This window comes from Staphylococcus sp. GDY8P120P (genome assembly GCF_017892065.1).
Taxonomy (GTDB): Bacteria; Bacillota; Bacilli; order Staphylococcales; family Staphylococcaceae; genus Staphylococcus; species Staphylococcus nepalensis.
Genome location: NZ_JAESKI010000003.1, coordinates 493,902 through 520,242, shown reverse-complemented (window position 1 = coordinate 520,242; position 26,341 = coordinate 493,902). Strand labels below are relative to the sequence as shown.

Genomic DNA, 26,341 nt, shown 5'->3' with positions numbered 1-26,341 from the left:
ACTATTCTCCCCCCAATACGCTATCAATATAAACACTAGGATTGTAGAAAGTTTCAGCAGCATCTTTAATAATTGGGTGTAAGAAATCAGCAGATAATCCGAATAATACAGAAATAGCAACTGAAACGACCGCTACTGCAAGCACCCCTTTATATTGAAGTTTAGGATTCACTTCATAACCTTCAGGTTCTCCAAAGAAACCTTTTAAGAAAATGCGAATGACAGAATAAAGTACTACAAGACTAGATAATAATACGATTATACCACTAATGTAGAAGCCTTTTTCAAAAGTGGCTTGAACAATATAATATTTTCCGTAAAAACCACTTAACGGCGGAATACCTGCTAAGCTTAATGCAGCGATAAAGAATGTCCACCCTAATACAGGATAATGTTTGATTAAGCCACCATATTGACGTAAATCATGCGTTTTTGTAATTTTATACATGACACCGATTAAGAAGAAAAGGGCTGCTTTAATGAGCATATCATGTAAAGTGTAATAGATTGCGCCCATCATGCCGGCTTGATTCATCATCGCAATTCCCACTAAGATGACACCTACGGCAACCATAATATTGTAAATGATGATTTTTTTAGTGTCGAAATAACTTACTGCTCCTACACAACCAAAAATAATTGTGAGTAATGCTAGAAATAAAATTGTGTATAGAGAAAAGTTTGATGACTCACCAAAGAATAGGCTCGCCGTTCTTGCAATCGCATATACACCAACCTTTGTTAACAATGCACCAAAGAATGCAATAATCGCTATTGGTGGAGCGTAATACGCGCCCGGTAGCCAAATGTACATTGGGAAAACACCTGCTTTAGTAGCAAAGACAAAGATGAACATAATAAAGATGATACTAATAATCCCTTTATCTTGCGCTGACAATTGGCTTAATTTTTCACTAATATCTGCCAAATTCAATGTACCAACGACTGAATAAAGCATGGCAACTGCAATAACAAAGAAAGCAGAGGATGTCACATTTACAAGTACATATTTAATTGTTTCACTTAATTGTACCTTCGTACCACCGATGACTAGCAATATGTAAGATGCCATTAAAAATACTTCGAAGAATACGAAAAGGTTGAAAATATCGCCTGTGATAAATGACCCTATAACACCTGTAAGCATAAACATAATTGCGAAATAGTAGTAATATGTTTCACGTTCAATACCTACGGATTGGTATGAATATAAAATAATCAACATTGTTACAATTAAACTAGTGATTACAAGTAGGGCACTAAATATATCAAGTACAAATACAATACTGTAAGGAGCCTCCCAAGAACCGAGTTCAAGTTTGATTGGTCCGTGTTTTAATACATTTTTTAAATTAATAAATGCAAAAATCAATGTGATTGCTGTACCTGATAAAGCAACGTAACGCTTTATTTTCGGGCGTTTACCAATGAATATGAGTGCGATAATGGTTAACATTGGTATGACGAGTAGTGAAATAATAAGGTTACTTTCTATCATTATCTAGCACTCCTTTCATGCTTTCTACGTTGTCTGTGCCCAATTCTTTATAACTTCTAAAAGCTAATACTAAGAAAAACGCTGTGACAGAAAAAGAAATGACTATTGCTGTTAATATAAGTGCTTGAGGGATGGGGTCCACATATGAAGTGATCCCTTTTTCATAAATAGGCACTTCACCTTTTTTAAGACCACCCATAGTTATTAAAAATAAATTGGCTGTATGTGTTTGTAAAGTAGTCCCAATAATGATACGAATCAAACTTTTAGAAAGAATGAGGTAGACGCTCATTGCAGTGAGAATACCACAAACAAAAATCATCACTATTTCCATTACTCATTCTCTCCAATCGCTAATATTATAGTCATTATTGTACCAACGACAGCACACAAAACACCTAAATCAAAAAAGGTCGCAGTATGCATTTCTATTGGTTTTAAAATTACTAATGGAATTTCAAAGGGTGTATGTGTAAAGAAGTTTTTATTGTATAACCAACTTGCCATTGGTGTGGCTAAACAAAAGAATAAGCCTATACCAATGAGTTTTTTGAAATCCCATGGATATATTTTGCGCATTGTCTTAATATCGAATGCGACAGAAATGATTACAAGTGAACTGGACAATAATAAGCCGCCAACGAAACCGCCGCCGGGTGTATAGTGTCCTGTTAAGAACAGATGTAAACCAAACATAACGATTAAGAAGAAAATCACAATTGCTGAATATTGGAAAATTAAATTATTCTTCTGTCTTTTCAATGTGAGTTCCTCCTTCATCATTTGATTTATTTTTATAACGAAGTTTAATCATTGTATAAACACCTAATCCGGCAATACCAAGCACTGAAGATTCAAATAATGTATCGGTACCACGGAAGTCAACGAGAATAACGTTAACCATGTTTGTTCCATGTGCCAAATCATATACATGATCTTTATAGAATTCGCCAATTGAACCAAAATGTCTATTACCATAGGCGATCAAACCTAATACAGTAACCACAAGGCCAGCACCTATGGCGATAATTGCGTTTAACCATTTATATGAAGGTGTTTCATTGTGTCGGTTTAAGTTTGGTAAATGATAGAAACATAATAAGAACAATGCTGTAGAAATCGACTCTACAACAAATTGTGTGAGTGCTAAGTCTGGTGCACCAAAGAAAATAAAGAAAATAGCTACTGCATAACCTACAGCACTCGCCATAATAATACTAAATAAGCGAGAACGAGCGAATATAATCATAGAAGCAGCCGTAATGATAATGACTACGATGATTAATTCAAATGGTCTTATTTCGCTAACATCTTTAAAATTGATACTGAACGGCGTTACTAGTAATGTCACAAGCGTGATAATGATTAATGATGCAAAAATCATTAATAAGTTATTACGTGTAAATCCTGTAACATATGTGTTTGTAAATTGGCTCGAAAAGCTTGGCGTAACCGCGCCTAATTTATTATACCAATAGTTGATTGTTAGTTTTGTAGGTTGCGCTTTTAATAAGCTAATCCAATAACCGAAACTAAAGATTAATAATATGCCAACTATATATATGCCTAATGTTGAGAAAAAGGCCGGCGTAAATCCGTGGAACATATGAAACTCAGCTGTTGTTCCTGTAGTGTGACTTATTGCGTTAACTGCAGGTTCAATAATCGATCCTGTCAATATTGAAGGGAAGAAACCAAAAACAATCACTAGTATTGCTAAAATACTCGGTGATATTAACATTAATTTTGAAACTTCATGAGCTGGCTTAGGTAATGAATCAGGTTTGTAACTACCTAAGAATATCTGTCCGATAAATCTAACAGAATAGACAAAAGTAAATACGCTGCCTAGGATAGCTACAATTGGAATAAGTATGCCAATACTATTTAAACTGAATATATTAGCATGTGTAACTTCAATCATACTTTCAAGGAATTTTTCTTTTGATAAGAATCCATTAAATGGTGGAATGCCTGCCATACTTAGTGATGTAATAATCGTGATTGTGAATGAAATTGGCATAATAGTGATTAAACCACCAAGTTTATTTACATCACGCGTCCCAGTACTATGATCTATAGCACCTGTTACCATAAACAAGGCACCTTTAAAAGTAGCATGGTTGATAAGATGAAACACAGCAGCCGTAAATGCAGCTACATAAATTTGGCTATCCGCACCTTCAAAATGGTAACTTACTGCACCAATGCCCAACATTGCCATAATCATACCTAATTGAGACACTGTTGAAAAAGCAAGAATGCCTTTTAAATCTTGCTGTTTTGTTGCGTTTAATGAGGCCCAGAATAACGTGATTAAGCCTACTGCGGTAATCGTCCAAATCCAGCCTTGAGAAAGTGCAAAGATTGGCGTCATACGGGCAACTAAGTAAAGACCTGCTTTAACCATTGTCGCTGAGTGTAAGTAAGCACTGACGGGCGTAGGAGCTTCCATAGCATCTGGTAACCAAACGTAGAATGGAAATTGGGCTGATTTTGTCATCGCGCCAATAATTACAAATATCATAGATAGTATAAAGAAAGGACTTGTTTGTATTTCTGACGCATTGCCAATTAACGTTTGAATACTTGTAGATCCGCCTGCAAGTGATAATAAGATGAGTCCACCAAGCAGTGAAAGGCCGCCTAGTACTGTGATGAGCATTGATTTTTGTGCCCCATAAATAGATGCTTGTTTCGTTCTCCAAAATGAAATTAGTAGAAAACTAGAAAAAGAAGTTAACTCCCAAAACAGATACAAAATAATAATGTTATCTGATAATACAACGCCTAACATGGCACCCATAAAAAGCAATAGGTAACAATAAAAATGACCTAATTGCTCTTGTCGACTTAAATAACTAATAGAATATAATACAATTAAGCTTCCAATACCAGTTATTAATAAACTGAATAGTAAGCCTAACCCATCAACGTATAAATCGAAATTCATGCCAAAGTGAGGCATCCAATTTGCTTTATGTACTACGTTATTTCCTGACATTGTAGTCGAAATGTCTGAAAGAAAATAAATAAATAAGACGACGGGGATAGGTAACACAAACCATCCTAAATGTATTCGCTTATATATGCGATATACAAATGGAATAATGAGTGCAAATATTAACGGTAATAAGACCGCTATATGTATCAAACTCATTATTTTATCCTCCTTTTAAAAAATAGTGTAAAGCCATTATACATGAATAACACTAATCTGAAAAACAACGCCAACCCTTGCAGAGCTTATATTTAAAGTTTATTTTAAATAAGAAGAAACAAGGTATTTTTATTCAAAAAATTTTTTATATTGGATTGAATAATCTTCCTTTAAACGGCTTAAATTCTCAAGTGACATTTTAGCAAAGGCTGTGTTTTCTGCTTTTAATTTACTTTCCAAATTTGAAATTGCGAGTTGCAAGGATGCTATATAAGGCATTTCCTCTACATTAAATGGTCTTAGTTTTGACTTAGATGTATAGCGTTTTTCAAATTGGCTTAAAGCTTTGCGCTCATGGAAAAATACATTTTCAGTTTCGTTTGGATGATGTAAATCACCTTGTTTTGGATGTTTAATAACTTGTTCAACTTGAACTAATACTTGGTTCTCGTCTTCTTCTTTGATTGAAACGCCATAACTTCCAGTTTTGTGTGCAAAACGATATAACATAATTCAATACTCCCTTCATTTTATGTTAGAATACATATATCATCTTAACATGAAATGGAGAATAAAAATGACGAACTATCCTCAGTTAAATTCAGAAGTAAATGAAAATGAAATAAAATTAGTAATGCATACAAATAAAGGTGATATGACTTTTAAACTATTACCTGACGTTGCACCCAAAACAGTAGAAAACTTTGTAACACACGCTAAAAATGGTTATTATAATGGTATTTCTTTCCACCGTGTTATCAATGATTTTATGGTTCAAGGTGGAGATCCAACTGCTAGTGGTATGGGCGGTGAAAGTATTTATGGTGGTCCTTTTGAAGATGAATTTTCATTAGAAGCCTTCAATTTATATGGTGCTTTATCTATGGCTAACTCAGGCCCGAATACAAACGGTTCGCAGTTCTTTATCGTTCAAATGAAAGAAGTGCCTGAGTCTATGCTAAGTCAACTTGCAGATGGTGGATGGCCAGAACCAATTGTCAAAGCTTATGGAGAAAAAGGTGGTACGCCTTGGTTAGATCAAAAACATACAGTATTTGGTCAATTGATAGATGGAGAAGCAACATTAGAAGATATCGCAGCTACTAAAGTGGGACCTCAAGATAAACCATTGCATGACATCACAATCGATTCTATAGACGTGGTTGAGAAATAAAAACAAATATTACAATAAGTGCAATGATTTGAACATAGAATAATATCAGTTATGGGTTGGTTTCAATGTTGTATCATATACAAATCAAATAATAGATGGCATAGTGTTGATATAATCATGGGTGTTTTATAACCGTTGCAAAACGTTAAAACAGTTTCAATCAATTTATAGTTATGCTTTTGAAGGTTATAAAATTATAACATCTGCTTGAAAAATATGAACCCGACTTTGAATGTATAAAAAATATAAAGTATGAAAATTAAGTCTGGATGCAGAGAAACTTTTTGTTGTTTTTACTGCATTCAGACTTTTTTAATTTTATTGTCAAAAATAAAAGAATTAATAAATACATCCCCATGTGCTGTAAGAGCTTTCATAAATGCATTCGATTCTCATTTAACGTTGGCTATTTTACTTTATTTCTAAATAAATCGTGAAATTTTTCTAGGTAATGTTAGTACCTTAAGAGGATTTATGCTATCATGAACTTGTTAAGTAAAACGAATTAAGGGGTTATCACGTTGAATAATCACTATAAAGTAGGTCAACATATTAAAGTTCGTGTGACTGGTATTCAACCGTATGGCGCTTTTGTAGAAACCCCTGACAATACTGAAGGATTAATCCATATTTCTGAAATTATGGATGACTACGTCCACAATTTAAAAAAGTTTTTATCGGAAGGACAAATTGTAAAAGCGAAAGTAATATCAATTGATGAAGAAGGTAAGTTAAATCTTTCTTTAAAAGATAATGACTATTTTAAAAACTATGAACGTAAAAAAGAAAAACAATCAGTATTAGATGAAATTAAAGAAACCGAGAAATATGGGTTTCAAACAATTAAAGAACGCTTACCGGTTTGGATTAAACAGTCCAAAGACGCGATTAAAGATGAGCGATCATCTTTTAAAAAATACTAACATCTTCATTGAAGATGTTAGTATTTTTTATATAACATTAAATTGTTCTATATGAGTTGCACGCGTAATATGAAAAATCATAAAATTATATGCGTGAGCATATAGTTTTATATTTGAATTTAAGGCAGTTAGAATTAAATTACTTAAAGTGATGATATTACGACACTTTAGTATTTTTGAATTTTAGGAGGATTTAATTTAATGAATAAAAAATTTCAACCATTATTTGAAAAATTAAAATTACCAAATAATGTAACATTAGATAATCGATTTGTGCTCGCCCCTTTAACACATGTTTCATCCAATGATGATGGAACAATTTCAAATGAAGAAGTTGTCTATATGGAACAACGTTCAAAAGACGTTGGTTTAGCTATTTCAGCAGCAAGTAATGTGACGGATTTAGGTAAAGCTTTCCCTGGACAACCTTCTGTAGCACATGATTCTAATCTTGAAGGTTTAAAACGATTGGCAAAAGCAATGAAGAAAAACGGTGCAAAAGCAGTCGTTCAAATTCATCATGGTGGCGCGCAATCATTACCTAATTTAACGCCTAATGGTGACGTTGCGGCACCAAGCCCTATATCATTAAAAAGTTTTGGTGAACAAGAAGAACACCATGCGCGTGAAATTACTGAAGATGAAATTGAAACAACAATCAAAGCATTTGGTGAAGCTACACGAAGAGTAATTGAAGCAGGCTTTGATGGTGTTGAAATACACGGTGCCAATCACTATTTAATTCATCAATTTGTTTCTCCTTATTATAACCGTCGTAATGATGAGTGGGGAGAAAATCGCTATCAATTTGCTTTACGTGTGGTGGATGAAGTAGCAGAAACTGCTAAAACGCACGGCAATGAAGATTTTATCGTTGGTTATAGATTTTCTCCTGAAGAAGCTGAATCACCAGGCATAAGTATGGAAATAACGGAAAAATTAATTAAAAAATTAATTGAAAAACCATTAGATTATTTACATGTATCATTAATGGATATTCACTCAAAAACACGTGAAGGTCAATATAAAGGACAAGAGCGTATTAAATTAATTTTAGATTGGATTAATGGACGTATGCCGCTGGTAGGTATCGGGTCAATTTTCACTGCTGAACAAGCGATTGAAGCGATTGAATCAACAGGCGTAGAACTTGTTGCATTAGGAAGAGAAATTTTATTAGATTATAATTTTGTAAGTAAAATTAGAGAGGGCAAAGAAGATGAAATTATATCTCAATTTGACCCTAATAGAGCAGATAAACATCATTTACCACCGAACTTGTGGGAACAATTTAATAATGGCTTTTACCCATTACCAAGAACTGACAATAAATAAAAGTAGTTCAATGATGTTCTAAAGCATATAAAACACACTAGCGATAAGCCATGAAGAAATCTATCATGATAGATTTCTTCATGGCTATTTTTTATCATTATCGTAAAAATAAAGGTTAAGGAATGACTATATGTCAAATAGGATATTGGTAAGATGAGCAAATGATTTTAGAAAATATATATTTCTGTTTGTATGCTTATTAAGCTTTACCATACAAGGTTTACGCGTATCGATTTGATAATCCATTTTTAAATTTTTTTGTTTAGGATATAGCTTTTATTTATAGTATATGAATAGCTAATGTGGGTTAGATTAGATAGCGATAAATTTAATTTAAGAAAATGGTTAAATTTATTGAAATTGACTTGTGCAAACAGTTGGAAATGTCTCATTATATTATTGTAAGGGCTTACATTATATTAGTGGTTTTATAAACATAGCATTTAAAACTTGAGTTGTAAGTTTTGAATTTACGATTTTATAGCATTTTCGGAAAATAGTTTTCGAAAGTTAATAAATACGTTATGCTATGAATAAGTATTGCCAATTAATCATTATATTTCAATTCACACAAAGGGGAGATATTATGTCAAGATCAGAAGAAATCATTGAATTAACAAACCACTATGGTGCTCATAATTATGTACCACTTCCAATTGTTATTTCAGAAGCTGAAGGCGTATGGGTTAAAGACCCGGAAGGAAATAAATATATGGATATGTTATCTGCTTATTCTGCAGTAAACCAAGGGCATAGACATCCTAAAATTATCCAAGCGTTAAAAGATCAAGCAGATAAAGTGACTTTAGTATCGCGTGCATTCCATAGTGATAATTTAGGCGAATGGTATGAAAAAATTTGTAAGTTAGCTGGTAAAGAGAAAGCTTTACCAATGAATACAGGCGCAGAAGCAGTTGAAACAGCATTGAAAGCTGCACGTCGTTGGGCTTATGATGTAAAACAAATTGAACCAGATAAAGCTGAAATTATAGCATTCAATGGTAACTTCCATGGTCGTACAATGGCACCCGTATCATTATCATCTGAACCAGAATATCAGCGCGGTTATGGTCCTTTATTAGACGGTTTCCGTAAAGTTGAATTTGGTAACATAGATGCAGTTAAAGAAGCAATCAATGAAAATACAGCAGCTATTTTAATCGAGCCTATACAAGGAGAAGCTGGTATTAATGTACCGCCTGAAGGCTATTTAAAAGAAATTAGAGCATTATGTGATGAACATAACGTTTTATTTATCGCTGATGAAATTCAAGCAGGGCTTGGACGTTCAGGTAAATTATTTGCTACTGATTGGGATAACGTTAAACCGGATGTTTATATTTTAGGCAAAGCGCTAGGTGGTGGTGTGTTTCCAATTTCAGTTGTACTTGCAGATGAAGAAGTATTAGGTGTATTTACACCCGGCTCTCACGGTTCAACATTTGGGGGGAATCCTTTAGCTTGTGCTGTATCTATTGCAGCATTAGACGTTTTAGTAGATGAAGATTTAGCAGGTCGTTCATTAGAATTAGGCGAGTATTTTAAATCAGAATTAGAAAAAATTGAACATCCATCTATTAAAGAAGTACGCGGTCGCGGATTATTTATTGGTATAGAGTTAAATGAAAATGCTAGACCATACTGCGAGAAGCTAAAAGAAGCAGGTTTATTATGTAAAGAAACCCATGATACCGTGATTAGATTTGCACCGCCGCTGATCATTTCTAAAGAAGAATTAGACTTTGCAATAGACAAAGTAAACAGTGTTTTTAAATAAAATCAATGTTCTGTAACTTAAGTTTTGAAAACCCTTTAAAAAGCAAAATCTTATGTTACAATTATCGTGAAAGCGAAATCATTAGTAACGAAAAAGAGGCGAAATGAATCATGACTGAGAATAATAATTTAGTTACTTCTACGCAACAAATTATTAAAGAAGCATTGCATAAATTGGGATTTGATGATGGTATGTATGACTTAGTAAAGGAACCATTAAGATTCCTTGAAGTACGTATCCCTGTACGTATGGATGATGGGACCGTCCAAACATTCAAAGGGTATCGTGCTCAACATAATGATGCTGTTGGACCAACAAAAGGTGGGGTACGTTTCCATCCCGATGTAGATGTTGAAGAAGTTAAAGCATTATCTATGTGGATGACATTAAAATGTGGCATCGTGGATTTACCATACGGTGGCGGTAAAGGTGGAATCATTTGTGATCCAAGACAAATGAGTATTCATGAAGTTGAACGTCTATCTCGTGGGTATGTTCGTGCGATATCTCAATTTGTTGGACCTACAAAAGATATCCCAGCACCAGATGTATTTACTAACTCACAAATTATGGCTTGGATGATGGACGAATATAGTTCATTAGATAAATTTAATTCACCAGGATTTATCACTGGGAAGCCTATTGTTTTAGGTGGTTCACAAGGACGCGATCGTTCTACAGCATTAGGCGTTGTGATTGCTATTGAACAAGCAGCTAAACGTAGAGGTTTAAACCTTAAAGGGGCACGTATTGTTATTCAAGGTTTTGGTAATGCGGGAAGTTTCTTATCCAAATTCCTTTACGATATGGGTGCGAAAATCGTTGGTATCTCAGATGCTTATGGTGCACTACATGACCCAGATGGTTTGGATATAGATTATCTTTTAGATAGAAGAGATAGTTTTGGTACAGTTACAAACTTATTCGATGACACAATTTCTAACAAAGCATTGTTTGAACTTGATTGTGATATTCTTGTGCCAGCAGCAATTGCTAACCAAATCACAGAAGATAATGCAAATGATATTAAAGCAGATATCGTTGTTGAAGCGGCTAATGGCCCTACAACACCAGCTGGTACACGTATCTTAACAGAACGTGGTAAATTGCTTGTACCTGATGTGTTAGCAAGTGCTGGCGGTGTTACAGTTTCTTACTTCGAATGGGTTCAAAATAACCAAGGTTATTATTGGTCAGAAGAAGAAGTGAATACGAAATTACGTGAGAAACTAATCACAGCTTTCGATACCATTTACGAATTATCTCAAAACAGAAAAATAGATATGCGCTTAGCAGCATATATTATTGGTATTAAACGTACTGCTGAAGCTGCACGTTACCGTGGTTGGGCTTAATTAATCAATGATTGAAATTAAATAAAAAGTAGATGAAGTTCTATTAATAAAGTGAACTTCGTCTACTTTTTTGTTTGCATTAGTCTTTGTTGTGCTGTCGTCCATCATCTTGTATAACTTGTTTATATAAATCAGGATAATTGGTGAAAACACCATCAACACCATATTGGTTTAAACGATACATATCCTCTTTGTTATTGACTGTAAATGGATGAACTAATAAGCTGGCGCGTTTAAGATTCTTTACATTTTGTTCAGTTAAATCTGTATATTCAGGACCTACACCAATGGCATATTGTCTGATTTGATTGAAATCTTTTTGTGATAGACGTGGTAATTCACCTTTATCTAACAATCTTATTAATGGTATATTGCTATTTAAACGATGTAATTTAGTTAAACTTTCAACTGAAAATGATTGTATTAATACATGACCATTGTTAAGCGAGTGTTTATTGAGCAAATGGTGAGCATCCAGTGCTTCCAGTACTGCTTCTTCCATGCCTGGATAAACATCAGGTGATTTGGTTTCAATATAATAATTAGCATCTGGGCCATAACGTTCTAATATTTCATTAAATGTAGGAATTTTAGCATCTTTATAGTTTGAATTAGCGTATTTTGGGTTTTGAGCGTTAAATTTACTACCTGCATCTAATTGTTTTAATTCTTCGAGCGTATAAGCATCAACTCTTCCAGTGCCATTTGTGGTTCTATCTACTGTTTCATCATGCATCGCTACTAGGTGCCCGTCTTTTGTCATTTGTAAGTCGATTTCAATATAGGATGCGCCTATGGCATTGTGGCTTTTATCATACGAGAAAAAGGTGTGTTCTGGGGCATACCCACTTGCGCCCCTATGCGCGATTGTTGTGTATTGTTCGCCAGTCAGATTATGTACGTTATTTGAGTTATACGAGTTATGAGATGTCTGATTTGAAGTTGAAGCGTTGCTGGTATTACTACCACTAGCTTCGATTATCGATGTAGTTGTTATGAGGGACAGGGACGTAATTGCAATACTAGTTGTAATCACTTTATTTAGGCTTTTCAAAATGAGGTCACTCCTTGGTATGTATTTACATATCAACCGTACAAAATAAAATGACATATGAGAATGAAATTTACGATATTAAAATTTAAAATTTATAAAATTAACACTTTTATAACGATTTGTTAAATTATTTAAAAAACTTTATAAAATAAAACAATAAAACAAAGGGCACTTTGATTTTTCAATCATATTGAATCATGTTCAAGTAAAATGCGATGAAATGTATAAAGAACGTATTTTGTAAAAAAAGCCTGTAAGTTAATTCACTTAATTAACTTACAGGCTTTATCTTAGGCGTATTAATTTGTATTGTACTGCTGTTTAATTACTGATAACTGATGTTTTACAGAAGCTTGACCAGTTGATCCATAACTGATACGACGGCTTACGCAATTTTCAGGTTTTAAGTAATCATAAATATCTGATTCAATGCTTTCGTGTGCTTCTTGATATTGATTTAATGGCACGTCTAATAAATAAATATTGTGTTGAATAGCCCATAATACCATTTTTCCAACAATTTCATGTGCTGTTCTGAAGGGCACACCTTTATTAACGAGATAATCAGCAAGCTCAGTTGCATTTGAAAAATCATTATAAACAGTTTGTTGTAAGTATTCCACATTTACTGTCATTGTGTCTATCATACCTTCGAAAATGCGAAGAGAGCCTTTGATAGTATGAATTGCGTCAAACAGCCCTTCTTTATCTTCTTGCATATCTTTGTTATAAGCAAGAGGTAAACCTTTGAGCGTCATTAGCATACTCATCAAGTTTCCTGTCGTACGACCAACCTTGCCTCTAATTAATTCAGCCATATCAGGGTTTTTCTTTTGTGGCATAATGGAAGAGCCAGTTGAAAACGCGTCTGATAAGGTTATAAAATGTGCTTCGGCAGATGACCAAAAAATAATTTCTTCAGCAAAACGAGATAGGTGAACCATCGTCAGTGAAATATTATGCAATGTTTCTACAATATAGTCTCTATCACTTACAGCATCCATACTATTTTCGTAAATAGAACTAAAGTTTAATAAAGATTGTGTTTCATGACGATCGATGGGATAGGTTGTTCCACTTAGTGCAGCGGCACCAAGTGGGGAAATATCGATTCGTTTTAAGCTATCTTCAAAACGTGATTTGTCTCTATTTAACATCCAATAATAAGTGAGGATGTGATGTGCGAATGAAATAGGTTGTGCTCTTTGTAAGTGCGTATAACCAGGCATAATGGTATCCACGTGTTGTTCCGCTATATCGACAATGGTTTGTTTAAAACTGTCGATTAACTCAATAATTTTTGTAACTTCTTCTTTGGTATACAGATGCATATCAGTAGCTACTTGATCATTTCTGCTTCGGCCAGTATGCAATCTACCACCTGCGTCACCAATACGTTTGATTAATTCATGTTCTATATTGAGATGGATATCTTCTAAAGAAACATCTAGTGATAAATTACCTTCTTCATAATCTTTTAAAATATCTTTTAAGCCATTAATAATTTGATGGCAGTCATCATCAGATATAATGTTTTGTTTGGCTAACATTGTGGCATGGGCAATGCTTCCTTGCACATCATATTGAATGAGTGCTTTATCAAAATGGACTGAAGCATTAAACGCATCAACCCAGTCTTCAGGTTGTTCACTAAATCTTCCACCCCAAGCTTTCTTACTCATTTAAGTAACCACCATGTAACATAGAATTGACTTTAGTTGGTAGACCAAAGATATCAATGAATCCGACTGCTGAGGCTTGGTTAAATGCATCTTCTTTTGTATAAGTTGCTAATTTTTCGTTATATAATGTATGTGGTGATTTTCTTCCATTTACAATTGCATTTCCTTTGAATAATTTAACACGTACTTCACCAGAAACGAACGCTTGTGTACTATCTACAAATGCTTTTAAGCTATCTGTTAAAGGTGAGAACCAAAGACCATTATATATTTGTTCTGAAAATTGCTTTTCAATTACTGGTTTGAAATGTGCTACATCTTTAGTCAAAGTAATCGTTTCAAGTGCTTTGTGTGCTTTTAAAATGACTTCTGCTGCTGGTGTTTCATAAACTTCTCTTGATTTAATACCCACTAATCTATTTTCTACATGATCGATTCTACCAATACCATGTTTACCAGCAAGCTTATTTAATTCTAATATTAATTGGCTTAATGTATAAGTTTCTCCATTAAATGATGTTGGAATACCTTTTTCAAAGGTTAATACAATTTCATCCGCTTCATCTGGCGTATCTTCAATTTCTTGTGTTAAATCAAATGCATCTTTTGGTGGTGCTGCGTAAGGATCTTCCAAAATACCACATTCATTACTTCTTCCCCATAAGTTTTGGTCGATTGAATATGGAGAGTCATGTTGGATTGGAACTGGAATATTATGCTTTAATGCATAATCAATTTCTTCTTCACGACTCCAAGCCCATTCTCTTACCGGGGCAAATACTTTTAAATCAGGGTCTAAAGCTTTAATTGCTACTTCAAAACGCACTTGATCATTGCCTTTACCAGTACAACCATGGGCAATACCTACAGCGTTAGTTTTGCTAGCAATTTCTACTAATTTTTTTGAAATTAAAGGTCTTGATAGTGCAGAAACAAGTGGGTAAGTACCTTCATACATTAAATTCCCTTTAATTGCATATGAAACAAAGTCATTACTAAATTCTTCAGTAGCATCAATAATATGACATTCAACTGCCCCCATGTCTAATGCTTTTTGATAAACTAAATCCAAATCTTTTCCTTCACCGACATCTAAACAACAAGCGACAATGTCATAACCTTTATCAATCAACCATTTTACTGCCACACTTGTATCTAATCCGCCGGAATATGCTAATACGATTTTCTCTTTCATAATTACACCTCTATTGAAAATTTTTATTTGTTAGTTATAAATTTGATATTAGTAAGTATAGCAGATTAAAAATGAAAATAAAACCATTTTTATACATAAATATGCAAAAACTTGAAATTTCTAAAAATGTATAATTTGGTTTTATGATTGTGATAGCGTTGGTATAATATTTGCCTTTGTTTCTTATAATGTATATAATCTTGAATATAACAATTGATAGAATTGTTATAATTTTAAAACAATATAAAGTAAATGATTTATAGAAAAATTTGATTTATAGGCTAGTTGTTTGAATAGTAAAAATAAACTTAGTAAAATATTAGTGAAATCAAAAACACTGGAGGCAATTTAGATGACTCATATTCAATTAGATTATGGTAAAACTTTAGAATTTTTCGGCGAACATGAATTACAGCAACAAAAAGATATTGTTAAATCAATTCATAAAACGATTCATGAAGGAACAGGCGCTGGCAGTGATTTCTTAGGTTGGATTGACTTGCCTGTAAATTATGATAAAGAAGAATTTTCACGCATTTTAGATGCTTCTAAACGTGTTAAAGAAAATTCAGACGTATTTGTTGTAATTGGTATTGGTGGTTCATATTTAGGTGCACGTGCTGCAATTGAAATGCTAACACCTGCATTTAGAAATAGTGATGAATACCCTGAAATTGTCTTTGTAGGTAATCATCTATCTTCAACATATACACAAGAATTAATTAACTATTTAGATGGAAAAGATTTTTCAGTTAATGTTATTTCAAAATCTGGTACGACTACGGAACCAGCAGTTTCATTTAGATTATTTAAACAAATTTTAGAAAATAAATATGGTAAAGAAGAAGCAAAACAACGTATTTTTGCAACAACAGATAAAGAAAAAGGTGCGTTGAAACAATTAGCGACAAATGAAGGTTATGAAACATTTGTAGTGCCAGACGACATCGGTGGCCGTTACTCAGTATTAACTGCAGTTGGCTTATTACCAATTGCAGTAGCAGGTATTGATATTGAAGCTATGATGAGCGGTGCTGCTAAAGCACGAGAAGAACTTTCTTCTGAAAACTTAGAAGATAACATTGCATATCAATATGCTAGTATCCGTAATATTTTATATGCAAAAGGTTACGATACAGAAATGTTAATTAATTACGAACCTTCAATGCAATATTTCAATGAATGGTGGAAACAATTATTTGGTGAATCAGAAGGTAAAGATTACAAAGGCATCTATCCATCCAGTGCTAATTATACAACTGATTTACACTCACTTGGCCAATATGTACAAGAAGGCCGTCGTTTCTTATTTGAAACTGTAGTAAAAGTGAACGAGCCAAAACACAGCATTACTATTGAAGAAGATAGTGATAATCTAGATGGTTTAAACTACTTGGCTGGTAAAACAATTGATGAAGTTAATACAAAAGCATTCGAAGGTACGCTATTAGCTCATACCGACGGCGGCGTTCCAAATGTTGTTATTAATATTCCTCAATTGGATGAAGAAACATTCGGCTATATCGTGTACTTCTTTGAAATGGCGTGTGCAATGAGCGGGTATCAATTAGGCGTAAACCCATTTAATCAACCTGGCGTTGAAGCATATAAACAAAATATGTTTGCTTTATTAGGTAAGCCAGGATTTGAAGATAAAAAAGAAGCATTAGAAAAACGTTTATAATTTTATTTAGCAAAATTGAATGTATCAATTTGATTCAGTGAGAAGTTTGTATGGGCGTGTATTTCAAGTTTCTTACTTAAATGGTTGGTAGGCGATTAGTCCTGAAAATAGCGTTAAATTAAAAGGAGAATTTCACCAACCTACGTATGAGCAGGATAAAGGAATCTTATTTTTTAAATTAGATTTCTGTTCTGCTCATTTTTATTTAATTAGAGATGGTGTGTATGCGTATAAGTAGTTATTTTTGATTTGCATTGCTGTAAAATTGGATGCTTTGTTTCGTACTTGAGACTGATATTTGATGAAATGAGTACTTTATTGTTTTAAAATAGTTATAATACACTTATAATAATCGTTGAATAACAATGGTGGGGATTGATGAAATGACTCAAGAGCAAGTACAATATTGGTTTGATTTATTTGGCAGTTTAGGATATATTGTTGGATTTTTATTGCCTTTTATTGAAGCGTTTATACCAGTGTTACCTATTATTGTATTTGTCATTGTCAATGTGAATGCGTTTGGATTTTGGATGGGTACATTATTAGCGTGGTTAGGAACTGTTCTAGGAAGTTATCTTGTATTTATATGTTTTAGAAGGTTAACCCATACACGATATATGCTACGATTACAACAACGTACATCTGTTCAACGGTTGATACATTTTATAGATAGAAAAGGGGTCATCCCCATTTTTATTTTGCTATGTTTCCCATTTACACCAAGCGCCTTAGTTAATTTGGTAGTGAGTTTGTCCCATATTAAAGCGCATGTTTATCTTGTCGTATTGTTCAGTTCGAAATTAATAATGATTGGTTTGATTGGATGGTTAGGCAATGATATTACGACGCTATTTACTGACCCATTAAGATTAATTTTGATTATAATTGTAATTGTGGTTGTATGGTTTATTGGTAGGAAGCTTGAGCGATATTTTATGCATTCTCCAGAGGAGTGACAAGTTGAGTAAGATAGTAAAACATTTGATTTCTATTATATTTGCGATTATTATTGTCATATTGATTCAAGCGTTTGTAATTACCGGTGCTGTGATTCAAGATAAAAGTATGAATCCGACATTGAAACAAGACGATCGTGTAATTGTTAATAAAATCAAAACAACATTTAATTTATTAAATAATAATGATATTATCATGTACCGTAAAGGTAATGATACCAATTTTGGTAGAATTATCGGAAAACCTGGTCAATCTATTGCTTTTAAACAAGGGCAGTTGTATAGAGATGACAGACAAGTGAAAGAAAGTTATACTGATACGCGTATTGATGAATTATCTCTTAGAAATGTTAAAGGGTCTGAAGGAGATATTATTCCACCGGACGTTTATTTTGTACTTAATGATAATCGTAATAATAAACATGATTCTAGAACAATTGGCTTTGTTCGACAGGAAGAAATTATTGGTGACATCAGTTTAAGGTATTATCCTTTTGATAGATTCACAGCAAACTTTAATTAAATGGACGAGGTGTAAACAGTGAAAAAAGAAATATTAGAATGGATTGTGTCAATCGTTGTTGCTGTAGCGTTAGTGCTATTGATTACAAACTTTGTCGCAAAGTCATATACAGTAAAGGGTGACTCTATGGATCCGACACTTAAAGATGGAGAACGCGTAGTAGTCAATTTAATAGGTCAAAAACTAGGTAGTTTAGAAAAAGGTAATGTTATTGTATTTCATGCTACAAAAGAAAATGACTACGTCAAACGTGTCATTGGTACACCTGGAGATGAAATAGAATATAAAGATGATCAACTCATCGTTAATGGTAAAAAAGTAGATGAACCTTATTTAGATTATAATGAAAAACATAAATTAGGTGAATACATTACTGGTAGCCTTGAAACGAAAGATATCAACCAAGTAGACGGTAAGAATAAAATTCCAAAAGATAAATTGCTAGTGCTAGGTGACAACCGTGAAGTTAGTAAAGATAGCCGTTCATTTGGTTTAATTGATAAAGACCAAGTTGTAGGTAAAGTATCATTTAGATATTGGCCACTTAATGAAATGAAATTTGGATTTAATCCGGATACAAACTATGAATAAATAAAAAGTACAAAAAGCTTGAGACATTGAAATATTTCGGACTCAAACATAATAAAGGTAACAGAAGATTGGTTTGGAAATATCTTCTTTTCCAGTTTTTTACGATTTATCTGTGCCTAGGGCAGAATTAAGAAATCTGATTTTGAAAATAGATTTCTGTTCTGCCCTTTTTTATATAAGGTAATATTTAAACTATGTAAGGTTATTAGTCATCAACCCATTGAAAAATACAAAATAATTAAAGATGGACGAAGTACAATTTGTTATATGTTAAAATGTGATTCAAAGGAGTTGGCATATGCAATGGAATTAAATGCATATATCGGGAGAGCCGGTACTGGCAAATCCCACAATATAATAGAAGAAATAAAAAATAAAATGAAACAGGATCCGTTAGGAGATCCCATTGTATTGATTGCACCTACACAAAATACTTTTCAACTTGAACAAGCTTTTGTAAACGATGCAAGTTTATACGGTAGTTTGAGGACTGAAGTGCTCCATTTCGAACGTTTAAGTCATCGAGTATTCCAAGAGGTTGGTGGATTGACAGAACAACAATTATCCAAAGCAGGTACTGAAATGATGATTTATGACATCATTCAAGCATACCAATCAGAATTAAAACTATATCAATCGCAAGTTAAATACTATGGTTTCAGTGAAAAACTCTATGAACAAATACAAGATTTTAAAAAATATGCAGTTTCTCCACAAGATTTAGAATCATACGTCGCTGCGAATGATTTACAAACAAGAACGAAGCATAAATTAGAAGATATTGCGTTAATTTATAAGCACTTAGAAGATAGAATTACTGGTGAATATGTTTCTACAGAGGATAGTTTACAACGCTTTATTTCGCTCATGCATCAATCTGAATGGTTAAAACGCGCTGAAATATATATTGATGGGTTTCATAACTTTTCTACAATTGAATACCAAATGATTCGTGCTTTAGTACAAAATACGAAAAAAGTAACAGTCGCATTAACGACTGATGGGGATAAAGACGTCTTTAGTTTATTTAGAAAAGCCTCAGAGTCATTAACACATATTGAAGATATTGCTGATGACTTAAATATTCGTTTGAATAAGAAGCGGTTTAATGATTTACAAAGATTTTCTAACAAAGAACTAATGCATCTAGAACAAAATTTTAATGCACTACAATTTGAATCTATCGCTTCAGAAGGCCATATATCTATCATAGAATCATCAGTTATGCGTGAAGAAATTAATGAAGTTGCAAGACGTATCTTAAAAGAAAATCGAGAATTGGGTAGACGCTTTCAAGATATTGCTATTTTATATAGAGATGAAACGTATGCTTATTTAATGGAATCCATTTTACCCCAGTATGATATTCCATATAACATTGATATTAAAGCTTCAATGACACATCATCCTATTATGGAGATGCTCCGATCATTAATTGAAGTGCTACAAACAAATTGGAACTTTGATCCCTTAATGCGTTTGTTTAAAACCAATGTATTAACAAAAAAATATAAAGATAGCCAATATCTTATTGATATTTTGGAGAACTTTGTATTAGAACGAGGGGTTTACGGGAAACGGTGGATCGATGACCAGTATTTCCAAGTTGAGCAATTTAGAAAAATGGGCTTAAAACGACAACCATTAACAGATGAAGAACGTCATACGTTTGAAAGAGTGATTCAATTAAAAACGGATGTTATAGATAAAATTATGCGTTTTGAAAATCAAATGGCTGATGCTTCGACTGCTGTAGAATTTGCTACGGCATTTTATGAAGCAATAGAAACATTTGATTTACCGAGTCAATTAATGACTGAACGTGATACGTTGGATACGGAGGGTGAACATCGTAAAGCTGAAGAAATAGATCAACTATGGCATGGTTTTATCCAAACGCTAGATGATTTAGTTACTGTATTTGGTACTCAAACGATGACACAAAATAGATTTTTAGAACTTTTAGATATTGGATTGGATCAGTTAGAGTTTGTTATGATTCCTCAGACACTTGACCAAGTGAGTATTGGTACAATGGATTTAGCTAAAGTCGATAATAAACAACACATATATCTTGTTGGAGTGAATGATGGTGTACTACCACAAACTGTAAGTTCATCTGGACTGATTACAGATGAGGAAAAGAAATATTTCCAGGAACAGTCAGCTATTGAGCTCAGCCCTACAGCTGATATATTACAAATGGATGAAGCATTTGTATGTTATATTGCTATGACTCGAGGATGTTCAGATGTTACCTTTTCATATTCGTTGATGGGCACTAAAGGCGATGAAAAAGAACCTAGCCCATTCTTAAATCAAATTCAACAACTATTCACTAACATAGACATACAAAATATCCATCATCAACATCAAGCAAACCCACTTACATTAATGGAGCATCCTCATCAAACAAAGATTGCTTTATTCGAATCACTGAAAGCTTGGCTTGATGATGAGATTGTTGCTGATACATGGCTAGATACATATCAAGTCATGAGAGACGATGCTCAACTCAATGAAGGATTGACTTATCTATTATCAGCATTAACTTATGATAACGAAACGGTACAACTTAGCGAATCGTTATCAAAAGATTTATACGGTACGACTATCAATGCAAGCGTGTCACGTTTTGAAGGTTATCAATCATGTCCTTTTAAACATTTCGCTTCACATGGATTAAGACTTAATGAGCGTACAAAATATAAATTAGAAAATTTTGATTTAGGAGATATTTTCCATCAAGTGTTAAAATTTATTTCAGAAAAAGTGAATGGTGATTTCAAAAATTTAAATGTAAACCAAATTCATAAATTAACAAGTGAAGCATTATCTGAAATACTACCAGAGATACAATTTAATTTATTAAATTCCACGGCTTATTATCGATATTTATCACAACGTATAGGTTCTATTGTTGAAACGACATTAACTGCATTAAAATATCAAGGCAGTTATAGCAAATTTATACCTCAACGATTTGAAGCGGGCTTCAGAAGAAAACCTAGAGACAACGAGGAATTATATGCCCAACCGTTACAAACAAAACAAGGCATCCCTATTAATATTCGTGGTCAAATTGACCGTATCGATACGTATAATCATGGAGAAGAAAGTTTTGTAAACATTATTGATTATAAATCTTCTAAATACAGTGGTACGCTCGATCTGACGAAAGTTTATTATGGTATGCAAATGCAAATGATGACGTATATGGATATTGTACTGCAGAATAAATCTAGACTTGGGCTAACAAATATGACAAAACCTGGTGGCTTATTGTATTTTCATGTACATGAACCACGTATTAAATTGGCTTGGAATGAATTAAATGAGACTAAACGTGATACAGAATTTATTCAATCATTTAAATTAAGTGGTTTGTTGAACAGTGATGATGCTGTATTAGAAGCTTTCGATACAAGGTTAGAGCCGAATTATAATTCAGATATTGTGCCACTTGGTTTGAAAAAAGATGGCGGCATCAAGCGTAATAGTAAAGTTGCTGATGAAAAGACTATATATAAATTAATCCAACACAATAAACGGAATTTTATTGAAACAGCATCTAATATTATGGATGGTCACACAGAAGTTGCACCAATGAAATATAATCAAACGTTACCATGCGATTTCTGTAATTATAAACCTGTGTGTCATGTAGATGGCATGATTGACAGTAAAAGATATCGAACTGTAGATGAAGCAATCAACCCGCTAGAAGCAGTTCAAGATTTGGAATTAGAAAGTGAGGAAGAAGAATGATGAGTGAGATTCCTGTAAAACCAGCTGATACCAGATGGACTGATAATCAGTGGAAAAGTATCTTCGCTAAAGATCAAGATATACTCGTAGCTGCTGCTGCTGGTTCAGGTAAAACAGCTGTCTTAGTTGAACGTATTATTCAACGTATCCTTAGAGATAAGATTGACGTAGATCGTTTACTCGTTGTGACATTTACAAATGCAAGTGCAAGAGAGATGAAACAACGTGTAGATCAACGTATTCAAGAAGCTTATTCTGAATCGCCTGACAATACCCATTTGAAAAATCAACGCATTAAAATTCATCAAGCACAAATTTCTACATTGCATAGTTTTTGCTTGAAGTTAATCCAACAGCACTACGATGTATTAGACATAGATCCAAACTTTAAAACAAGTGGGGAAGCAGAAAATATTTTACTACTTGAGCAAACGATTGATGAAGTGTTAGAACAACATTATGATATTTTAGACCCTAATTTTGTTGATTTAACAGAACAATTGTCTTCTGATCGAAATGATGACCAACTTAGGGCTATTGTCAAAAAAATGTATTTCTTTAGTGTCGCTAATCCTAATCCTGTCAATTGGTTACAAAACCTTTCAGTTCCATATGAAAATGAACAACAGCAAGAAGCACTGTTACAGCTGCTAAACGAATTGGCTATGATTTTTATGACATCTGCGCTAGAGTCTTTAAATAAAAGTTACGATTTATTTATGATGCTTGAAGAAGTGGATAAGCAAGTTGCAGTTATAGAAAGAGAACAACAATTTTTAAAGCAAGCGATGGAAGATGGATATATAAACTCTGAAATCGTAACGCAACATGAATTTGAAAAAACGTTTCCGAGAAAAGATAAAAAGATTAAAGAAGCTAATGAAATGATGATAGATGCATATGATGATGGCAAAGCTTATTATGATGATTATAAAAAGTTAGTATCAAAAGTAAAAAACGATTATTTTTCAAGAGCTTCTGAAGATTTAAAATCAGATATGAAACGCTTAGCACCAAGAGTTTCGTACCTTGCGCAAATAACGCACGACGTGATAGAACGATTTAACCAAAAAAAACGTGGACGAAATGTGTTGGATTTTTCTGATTATGAACACTTTGCTTTACGCATATTAACGAATGAGGATGGTTCACCATCTACAATTGCAAAAGCTTACCGTGAACAATTCGAAGAGATATTAGTGGATGAATATCAAGATACCAATAGAGTACAAGAAAAGATTTTATCATGTATTAAGCGCGGGGAAGAGGCTGACGGAAATTTATTTATGGTAGGTGATGTAAAACAATCTATCTATAAATTCCGTCAAGCAGATCCTAGTCTATTTATTGGAAAATATAACCGTTTTACTTTAAATGGTTCAGAGTATGGTCTGCGCATTGATTTATCCCAAAATTTCCGTTCAAGATCCGAAGTGCTGACAACTACCAATTATTTATTTAAACACATGATGGATGAAGCAGTCGGAGAAATCGTCTACGATGACGCGGCTCAACTTTATTATGGTGCGCCGTTTGACAATGAACCGCATGATGTGCAGTTGAATATGCTCATAGAAGATGGCGCTTCAGATTTAAAAGGCTCTGAACAGGAAGCAGAGTATGTTGTGCAACAAGTTGAAAAAATTATGGATGAACGTGAAATTTACGACGTAAAAACACAACAATATCGCAAACCGACATATAAAGATATTGTTATTTTAGAAAGATCATATGGCCAAGCACGAAAAATTCAACAAGCGTTTAAAGACCATAACATTCCTTTTCATGTAAATAGTAAAGAAGGTTATTTTGAACAAACAGAAGTACAGTTAATATTATCATTTTTAAGAACTGTAGATAATCCGTTACAGGATATCTATTTAGTAGGTTTAATGCGCTCTGTTATTTATCAATTCACTGAAGATGAGCTATCAAACATTAGAGTGTTTAGCCCTAATGATGATTACTTTTATCAATCTATACAACATTATATGGCACACGATGTTGCTAATAAGAAATTAGTGAAAAAACTACAAGCATTTTTAAATGATATTGCGATGTATCAAGAATACAGTCAGAGCCACCCTGTATATCAGCTTATTGATAAGTTTTACAATGATCACTATGTTATTCAATATTTTAGTGGTCTTATCGGTGGTAAAGGCCGTCGAGCGAACTTATACGGTTTGTTTAATAAGGCAGTTGAATTTGAGAATTCTAGTTTTCGTGGTTTATATCAATTCATTCGATTTATTGATGAGCTCATAGAACGAGGTAAAGATTTTGGAGAAGAAAACATTATCGGTCCTAATGATGATGTTGTGAGAATGATGACAATTCATAGCAGTAAAGGACTTGAATTTCCTTATGTCATTTACTCAGGATTATCTAGGAAATTTAGAAGAGATGAATTGCATAAACCAGTCATTTTAAACCAAAATTATGGATTGGGAATGACATACTTTGATGTTGAAACGAATTTAACTTATCCTTCGTTATCATCAGTGACGTATAAAGCTATAGCAGAAAAAGAGATGGTTTCAGAAGAAATGAGATTGATTTACGTGGCCTTGACACGTGCTAAGGAACAGTTGTTTTTAGTGGGGCGCGTTAAAGAAGAGAAAGAATTAGCCCAATTCGAGCAAATTTCAGTTTCGGACACACATTTACCAGTAAGTTACCGCATTACAGCGCAAAGACCGATTGATTTGATATATCCAATACTTTCAAAATATCAATCTTTATCTTTACCAAGAGAAATGCGCTTTGAACAATCGATCGAAGAGATTGATGCAACAATGAAACCACATGTCCAATTGAATACGGATTTTTATGAAGATATTGCTTCAGAAGAAGTTGTATCAGAAAATGAACAACGAACAGTGGCGGATATTGAACAATCAAATACTGGCAATACCCCAGTGAAAGCAAAAATACGCCAGCAATTAAATTATGAGTACCCTTACAAACAAGCTGTTGTAAAACCATCGAAACAGTCAGTATCAGAATTGAAACGACAATTAGAAACAGAACAGGCTGACACAAATTATGACAGAGTACGCCAATATCGTATCGGTACTTCTTCTTATGAGAGACCCGCATTTTTAAGTCACCAAACTAAGAGAAAAGCGAATGAGATAGGGACTTTAATGCATACCGTAATGCAGCATTTGCCATTTAAACAAGAACGCCTTACACCAGAAGAAATTGAAGTGTTTGTGAATCAATTAATCACTCAATCTATTATTCCTGAAGATGCAAAAATGGATATTCAATTTGAAGATATTTATAGATTTGTGGAAAGCGATTTATATCTAACCATTGCAACAAGTGAACATATCTACCGTGAGTTACCTTTTGTTGTTAACCAAACTAAAGTAGATCAGTTGAAAGATGCTGAAACGGATGCATCAATTATTCAAGGTATGATTGATTTGATTTTTATTAAAAATCATCAATATTATTTTGTTGACTATAAAACAGATGCGTTTAATCGTCGTTTGAGTATGTCAGATGATGAAGTAGGAAACCAATTGCGTTCTCGTTATAAAATTCAAATGGAATATTACCGAAATACATTACAGACAATCCTAAATGTACCCGTAAAAGGTTATTTATATTTCTTTAAATTTGGTCAACTTTCAATAGATGATCAATCGTAAG

At 33.3% G+C, this 26,341-nt stretch carries 19 protein-coding genes; 11 read left to right on the top strand and 8 right to left on the bottom strand.

Going from position 1 to position 26,341, the window contains the following annotated elements:
• Position 1 precedes the first annotated feature (1 nt).
• The 5 genes from KA900_RS04505 to kapB form a co-directional block, all read right to left on the bottom strand.
• On the bottom strand, positions 2-1,498 hold the full coding sequence (locus KA900_RS04505) for a Na+/H+ antiporter subunit D (protein ID WP_096810518.1): 1,497 nt from the start codon (positions 1,496-1,498) through the stop codon (positions 2-4).
• Entirely contained in the window at positions 1,485-1,832 is a 348-nt protein-coding gene (gene mnhC1, locus KA900_RS04500) for a Na+/H+ antiporter Mnh1 subunit C (RefSeq protein ID WP_210139327.1), read from the bottom strand. Before mnhC1 ends, KA900_RS04505 begins: the two co-directional genes overlap by 14 nt.
• The gene (locus KA900_RS04495; protein ID WP_096810516.1) at positions 1,832-2,260 is read right to left on the bottom strand and encodes a Na(+)/H(+) antiporter subunit B; all 429 of its coding nucleotides are present in this window, start codon (positions 2,258-2,260) and stop codon (positions 1,832-1,834) included. Before KA900_RS04495 ends, mnhC1 begins: the two co-directional genes overlap by 1 nt.
• Positions 2,241-4,658, bottom strand: coding sequence for a Na+/H+ antiporter subunit A (locus tag KA900_RS04490; RefSeq protein ID WP_096810515.1), 2,418 nt, complete (start codon positions 4,656-4,658; stop codon positions 2,241-2,243). Before KA900_RS04490 ends, KA900_RS04495 begins: the two co-directional genes overlap by 20 nt.
• Before the next feature lie 129 nt (positions 4,659-4,787).
• Entirely contained in the window at positions 4,788-5,168 is a 381-nt protein-coding gene (gene kapB, locus KA900_RS04485; RefSeq protein WP_096810514.1) for a sporulation phosphorelay system protein KapB, read from the bottom strand.
• A 67-nt stretch (positions 5,169-5,235) separates the two neighbouring features.
• Between kapB and KA900_RS04480 the strand changes: the two genes are divergently transcribed.
• The 5 genes from KA900_RS04480 to KA900_RS04460 all read left to right on the top strand — a co-directional run bounded on the left by KA900_RS04480 (position 5,236) and on the right by KA900_RS04460 (position 11,222).
• Complete coding sequence (locus tag KA900_RS04480; protein ID WP_096810513.1) at positions 5,236-5,832, top strand: peptidylprolyl isomerase; 597 nt, start codon at positions 5,236-5,238, stop codon at positions 5,830-5,832.
• Positions 5,833-6,353: 521 nt separating this feature from the next.
• Positions 6,354-6,755, top strand: coding sequence for a S1 domain-containing post-transcriptional regulator Ygs (ygs, locus tag KA900_RS04475; protein WP_096810512.1), 402 nt, complete (start codon positions 6,354-6,356; stop codon positions 6,753-6,755).
• Between the two features lie 201 nt (positions 6,756-6,956).
• Entirely contained in the window at positions 6,957-8,090 is a 1,134-nt protein-coding gene (locus KA900_RS04470) for an NADH-dependent flavin oxidoreductase (RefSeq protein ID WP_103373618.1), read from the top strand.
• 586 nt (positions 8,091-8,676) lie between these two features.
• A complete protein-coding gene (locus KA900_RS04465) occupies positions 8,677-9,867 on the top strand; it encodes an ornithine--oxo-acid transaminase (protein WP_107644286.1) in 1,191 nt (396 codons plus the stop codon).
• A 110-nt stretch (positions 9,868-9,977) separates the two neighbouring features.
• Positions 9,978-11,222: a Glu/Leu/Phe/Val family dehydrogenase gene (locus KA900_RS04460; RefSeq protein ID WP_096810509.1), complete on the top strand. Its 1,245-nt coding sequence runs from the start codon at positions 9,978-9,980 to the stop codon at positions 11,220-11,222.
• Positions 11,223-11,301: 79 nt separating this feature from the next.
• On the opposite strand, the gene KA900_RS04455 is transcribed toward KA900_RS04460, so the two are convergent.
• The 3 genes from KA900_RS04455 to KA900_RS04445 all read right to left on the bottom strand — a co-directional run bounded on the left by KA900_RS04455 (position 11,302) and on the right by KA900_RS04445 (position 15,153).
• On the bottom strand, positions 11,302-12,276 hold the full coding sequence (locus tag KA900_RS04455; RefSeq protein ID WP_107644287.1) for a glycerophosphodiester phosphodiesterase: 975 nt from the start codon (positions 12,274-12,276) through the stop codon (positions 11,302-11,304).
• Positions 12,277-12,575: 299 nt separating this feature from the next.
• Complete coding sequence (gene argH / locus KA900_RS04450) at positions 12,576-13,958, bottom strand: argininosuccinate lyase (protein WP_096810507.1); 1,383 nt, start codon at positions 13,956-13,958, stop codon at positions 12,576-12,578.
• Complete coding sequence (locus KA900_RS04445; RefSeq protein ID WP_096810506.1) at positions 13,951-15,153, bottom strand: argininosuccinate synthase; 1,203 nt, start codon at positions 15,151-15,153, stop codon at positions 13,951-13,953. Before KA900_RS04445 ends, argH begins: the two co-directional genes overlap by 8 nt.
• 352 nt (positions 15,154-15,505) lie before the next feature.
• Here KA900_RS04445 and KA900_RS04440 point away from each other — a divergent pair, with 352 nt between their 5' ends.
• From KA900_RS04440 to addA, 6 genes are all read left to right on the top strand, one after another.
• Positions 15,506-16,837: a glucose-6-phosphate isomerase gene (locus tag KA900_RS04440; RefSeq protein WP_103372898.1), complete on the top strand. Its 1,332-nt coding sequence runs from the start codon at positions 15,506-15,508 to the stop codon at positions 16,835-16,837.
• Between the two features lie 383 nt (positions 16,838-17,220).
• Positions 17,221-17,796, top strand: coding sequence for a TVP38/TMEM64 family protein (locus tag KA900_RS04435; RefSeq protein ID WP_096810504.1), 576 nt, complete (start codon positions 17,221-17,223; stop codon positions 17,794-17,796).
• Between the two features lie 4 nt (positions 17,797-17,800).
• The gene (lepB, locus tag KA900_RS04430) at positions 17,801-18,319 is read left to right on the top strand and encodes a signal peptidase I (protein ID WP_096810503.1); all 519 of its coding nucleotides are present in this window, start codon (positions 17,801-17,803) and stop codon (positions 18,317-18,319) included.
• 18 nt (positions 18,320-18,337) lie between these two features.
• On the top strand, positions 18,338-18,910 hold the full coding sequence (gene lepB, locus KA900_RS04425; RefSeq protein WP_103372899.1) for a signal peptidase I: 573 nt from the start codon (positions 18,338-18,340) through the stop codon (positions 18,908-18,910).
• Between the two features lie 303 nt (positions 18,911-19,213).
• Complete coding sequence (gene addB / locus KA900_RS04420; RefSeq protein WP_107644443.1) at positions 19,214-22,678, top strand: helicase-exonuclease AddAB subunit AddB; 3,465 nt, start codon at positions 19,214-19,216, stop codon at positions 22,676-22,678.
• The gene (gene addA, locus KA900_RS04415) at positions 22,675-26,340 is read left to right on the top strand and encodes a helicase-exonuclease AddAB subunit AddA (RefSeq protein ID WP_182478057.1); all 3,666 of its coding nucleotides are present in this window, start codon (positions 22,675-22,677) and stop codon (positions 26,338-26,340) included. Before addB ends, addA begins: the two co-directional genes overlap by 4 nt.
• Position 26,341: the final 1 nt, after the last annotated feature.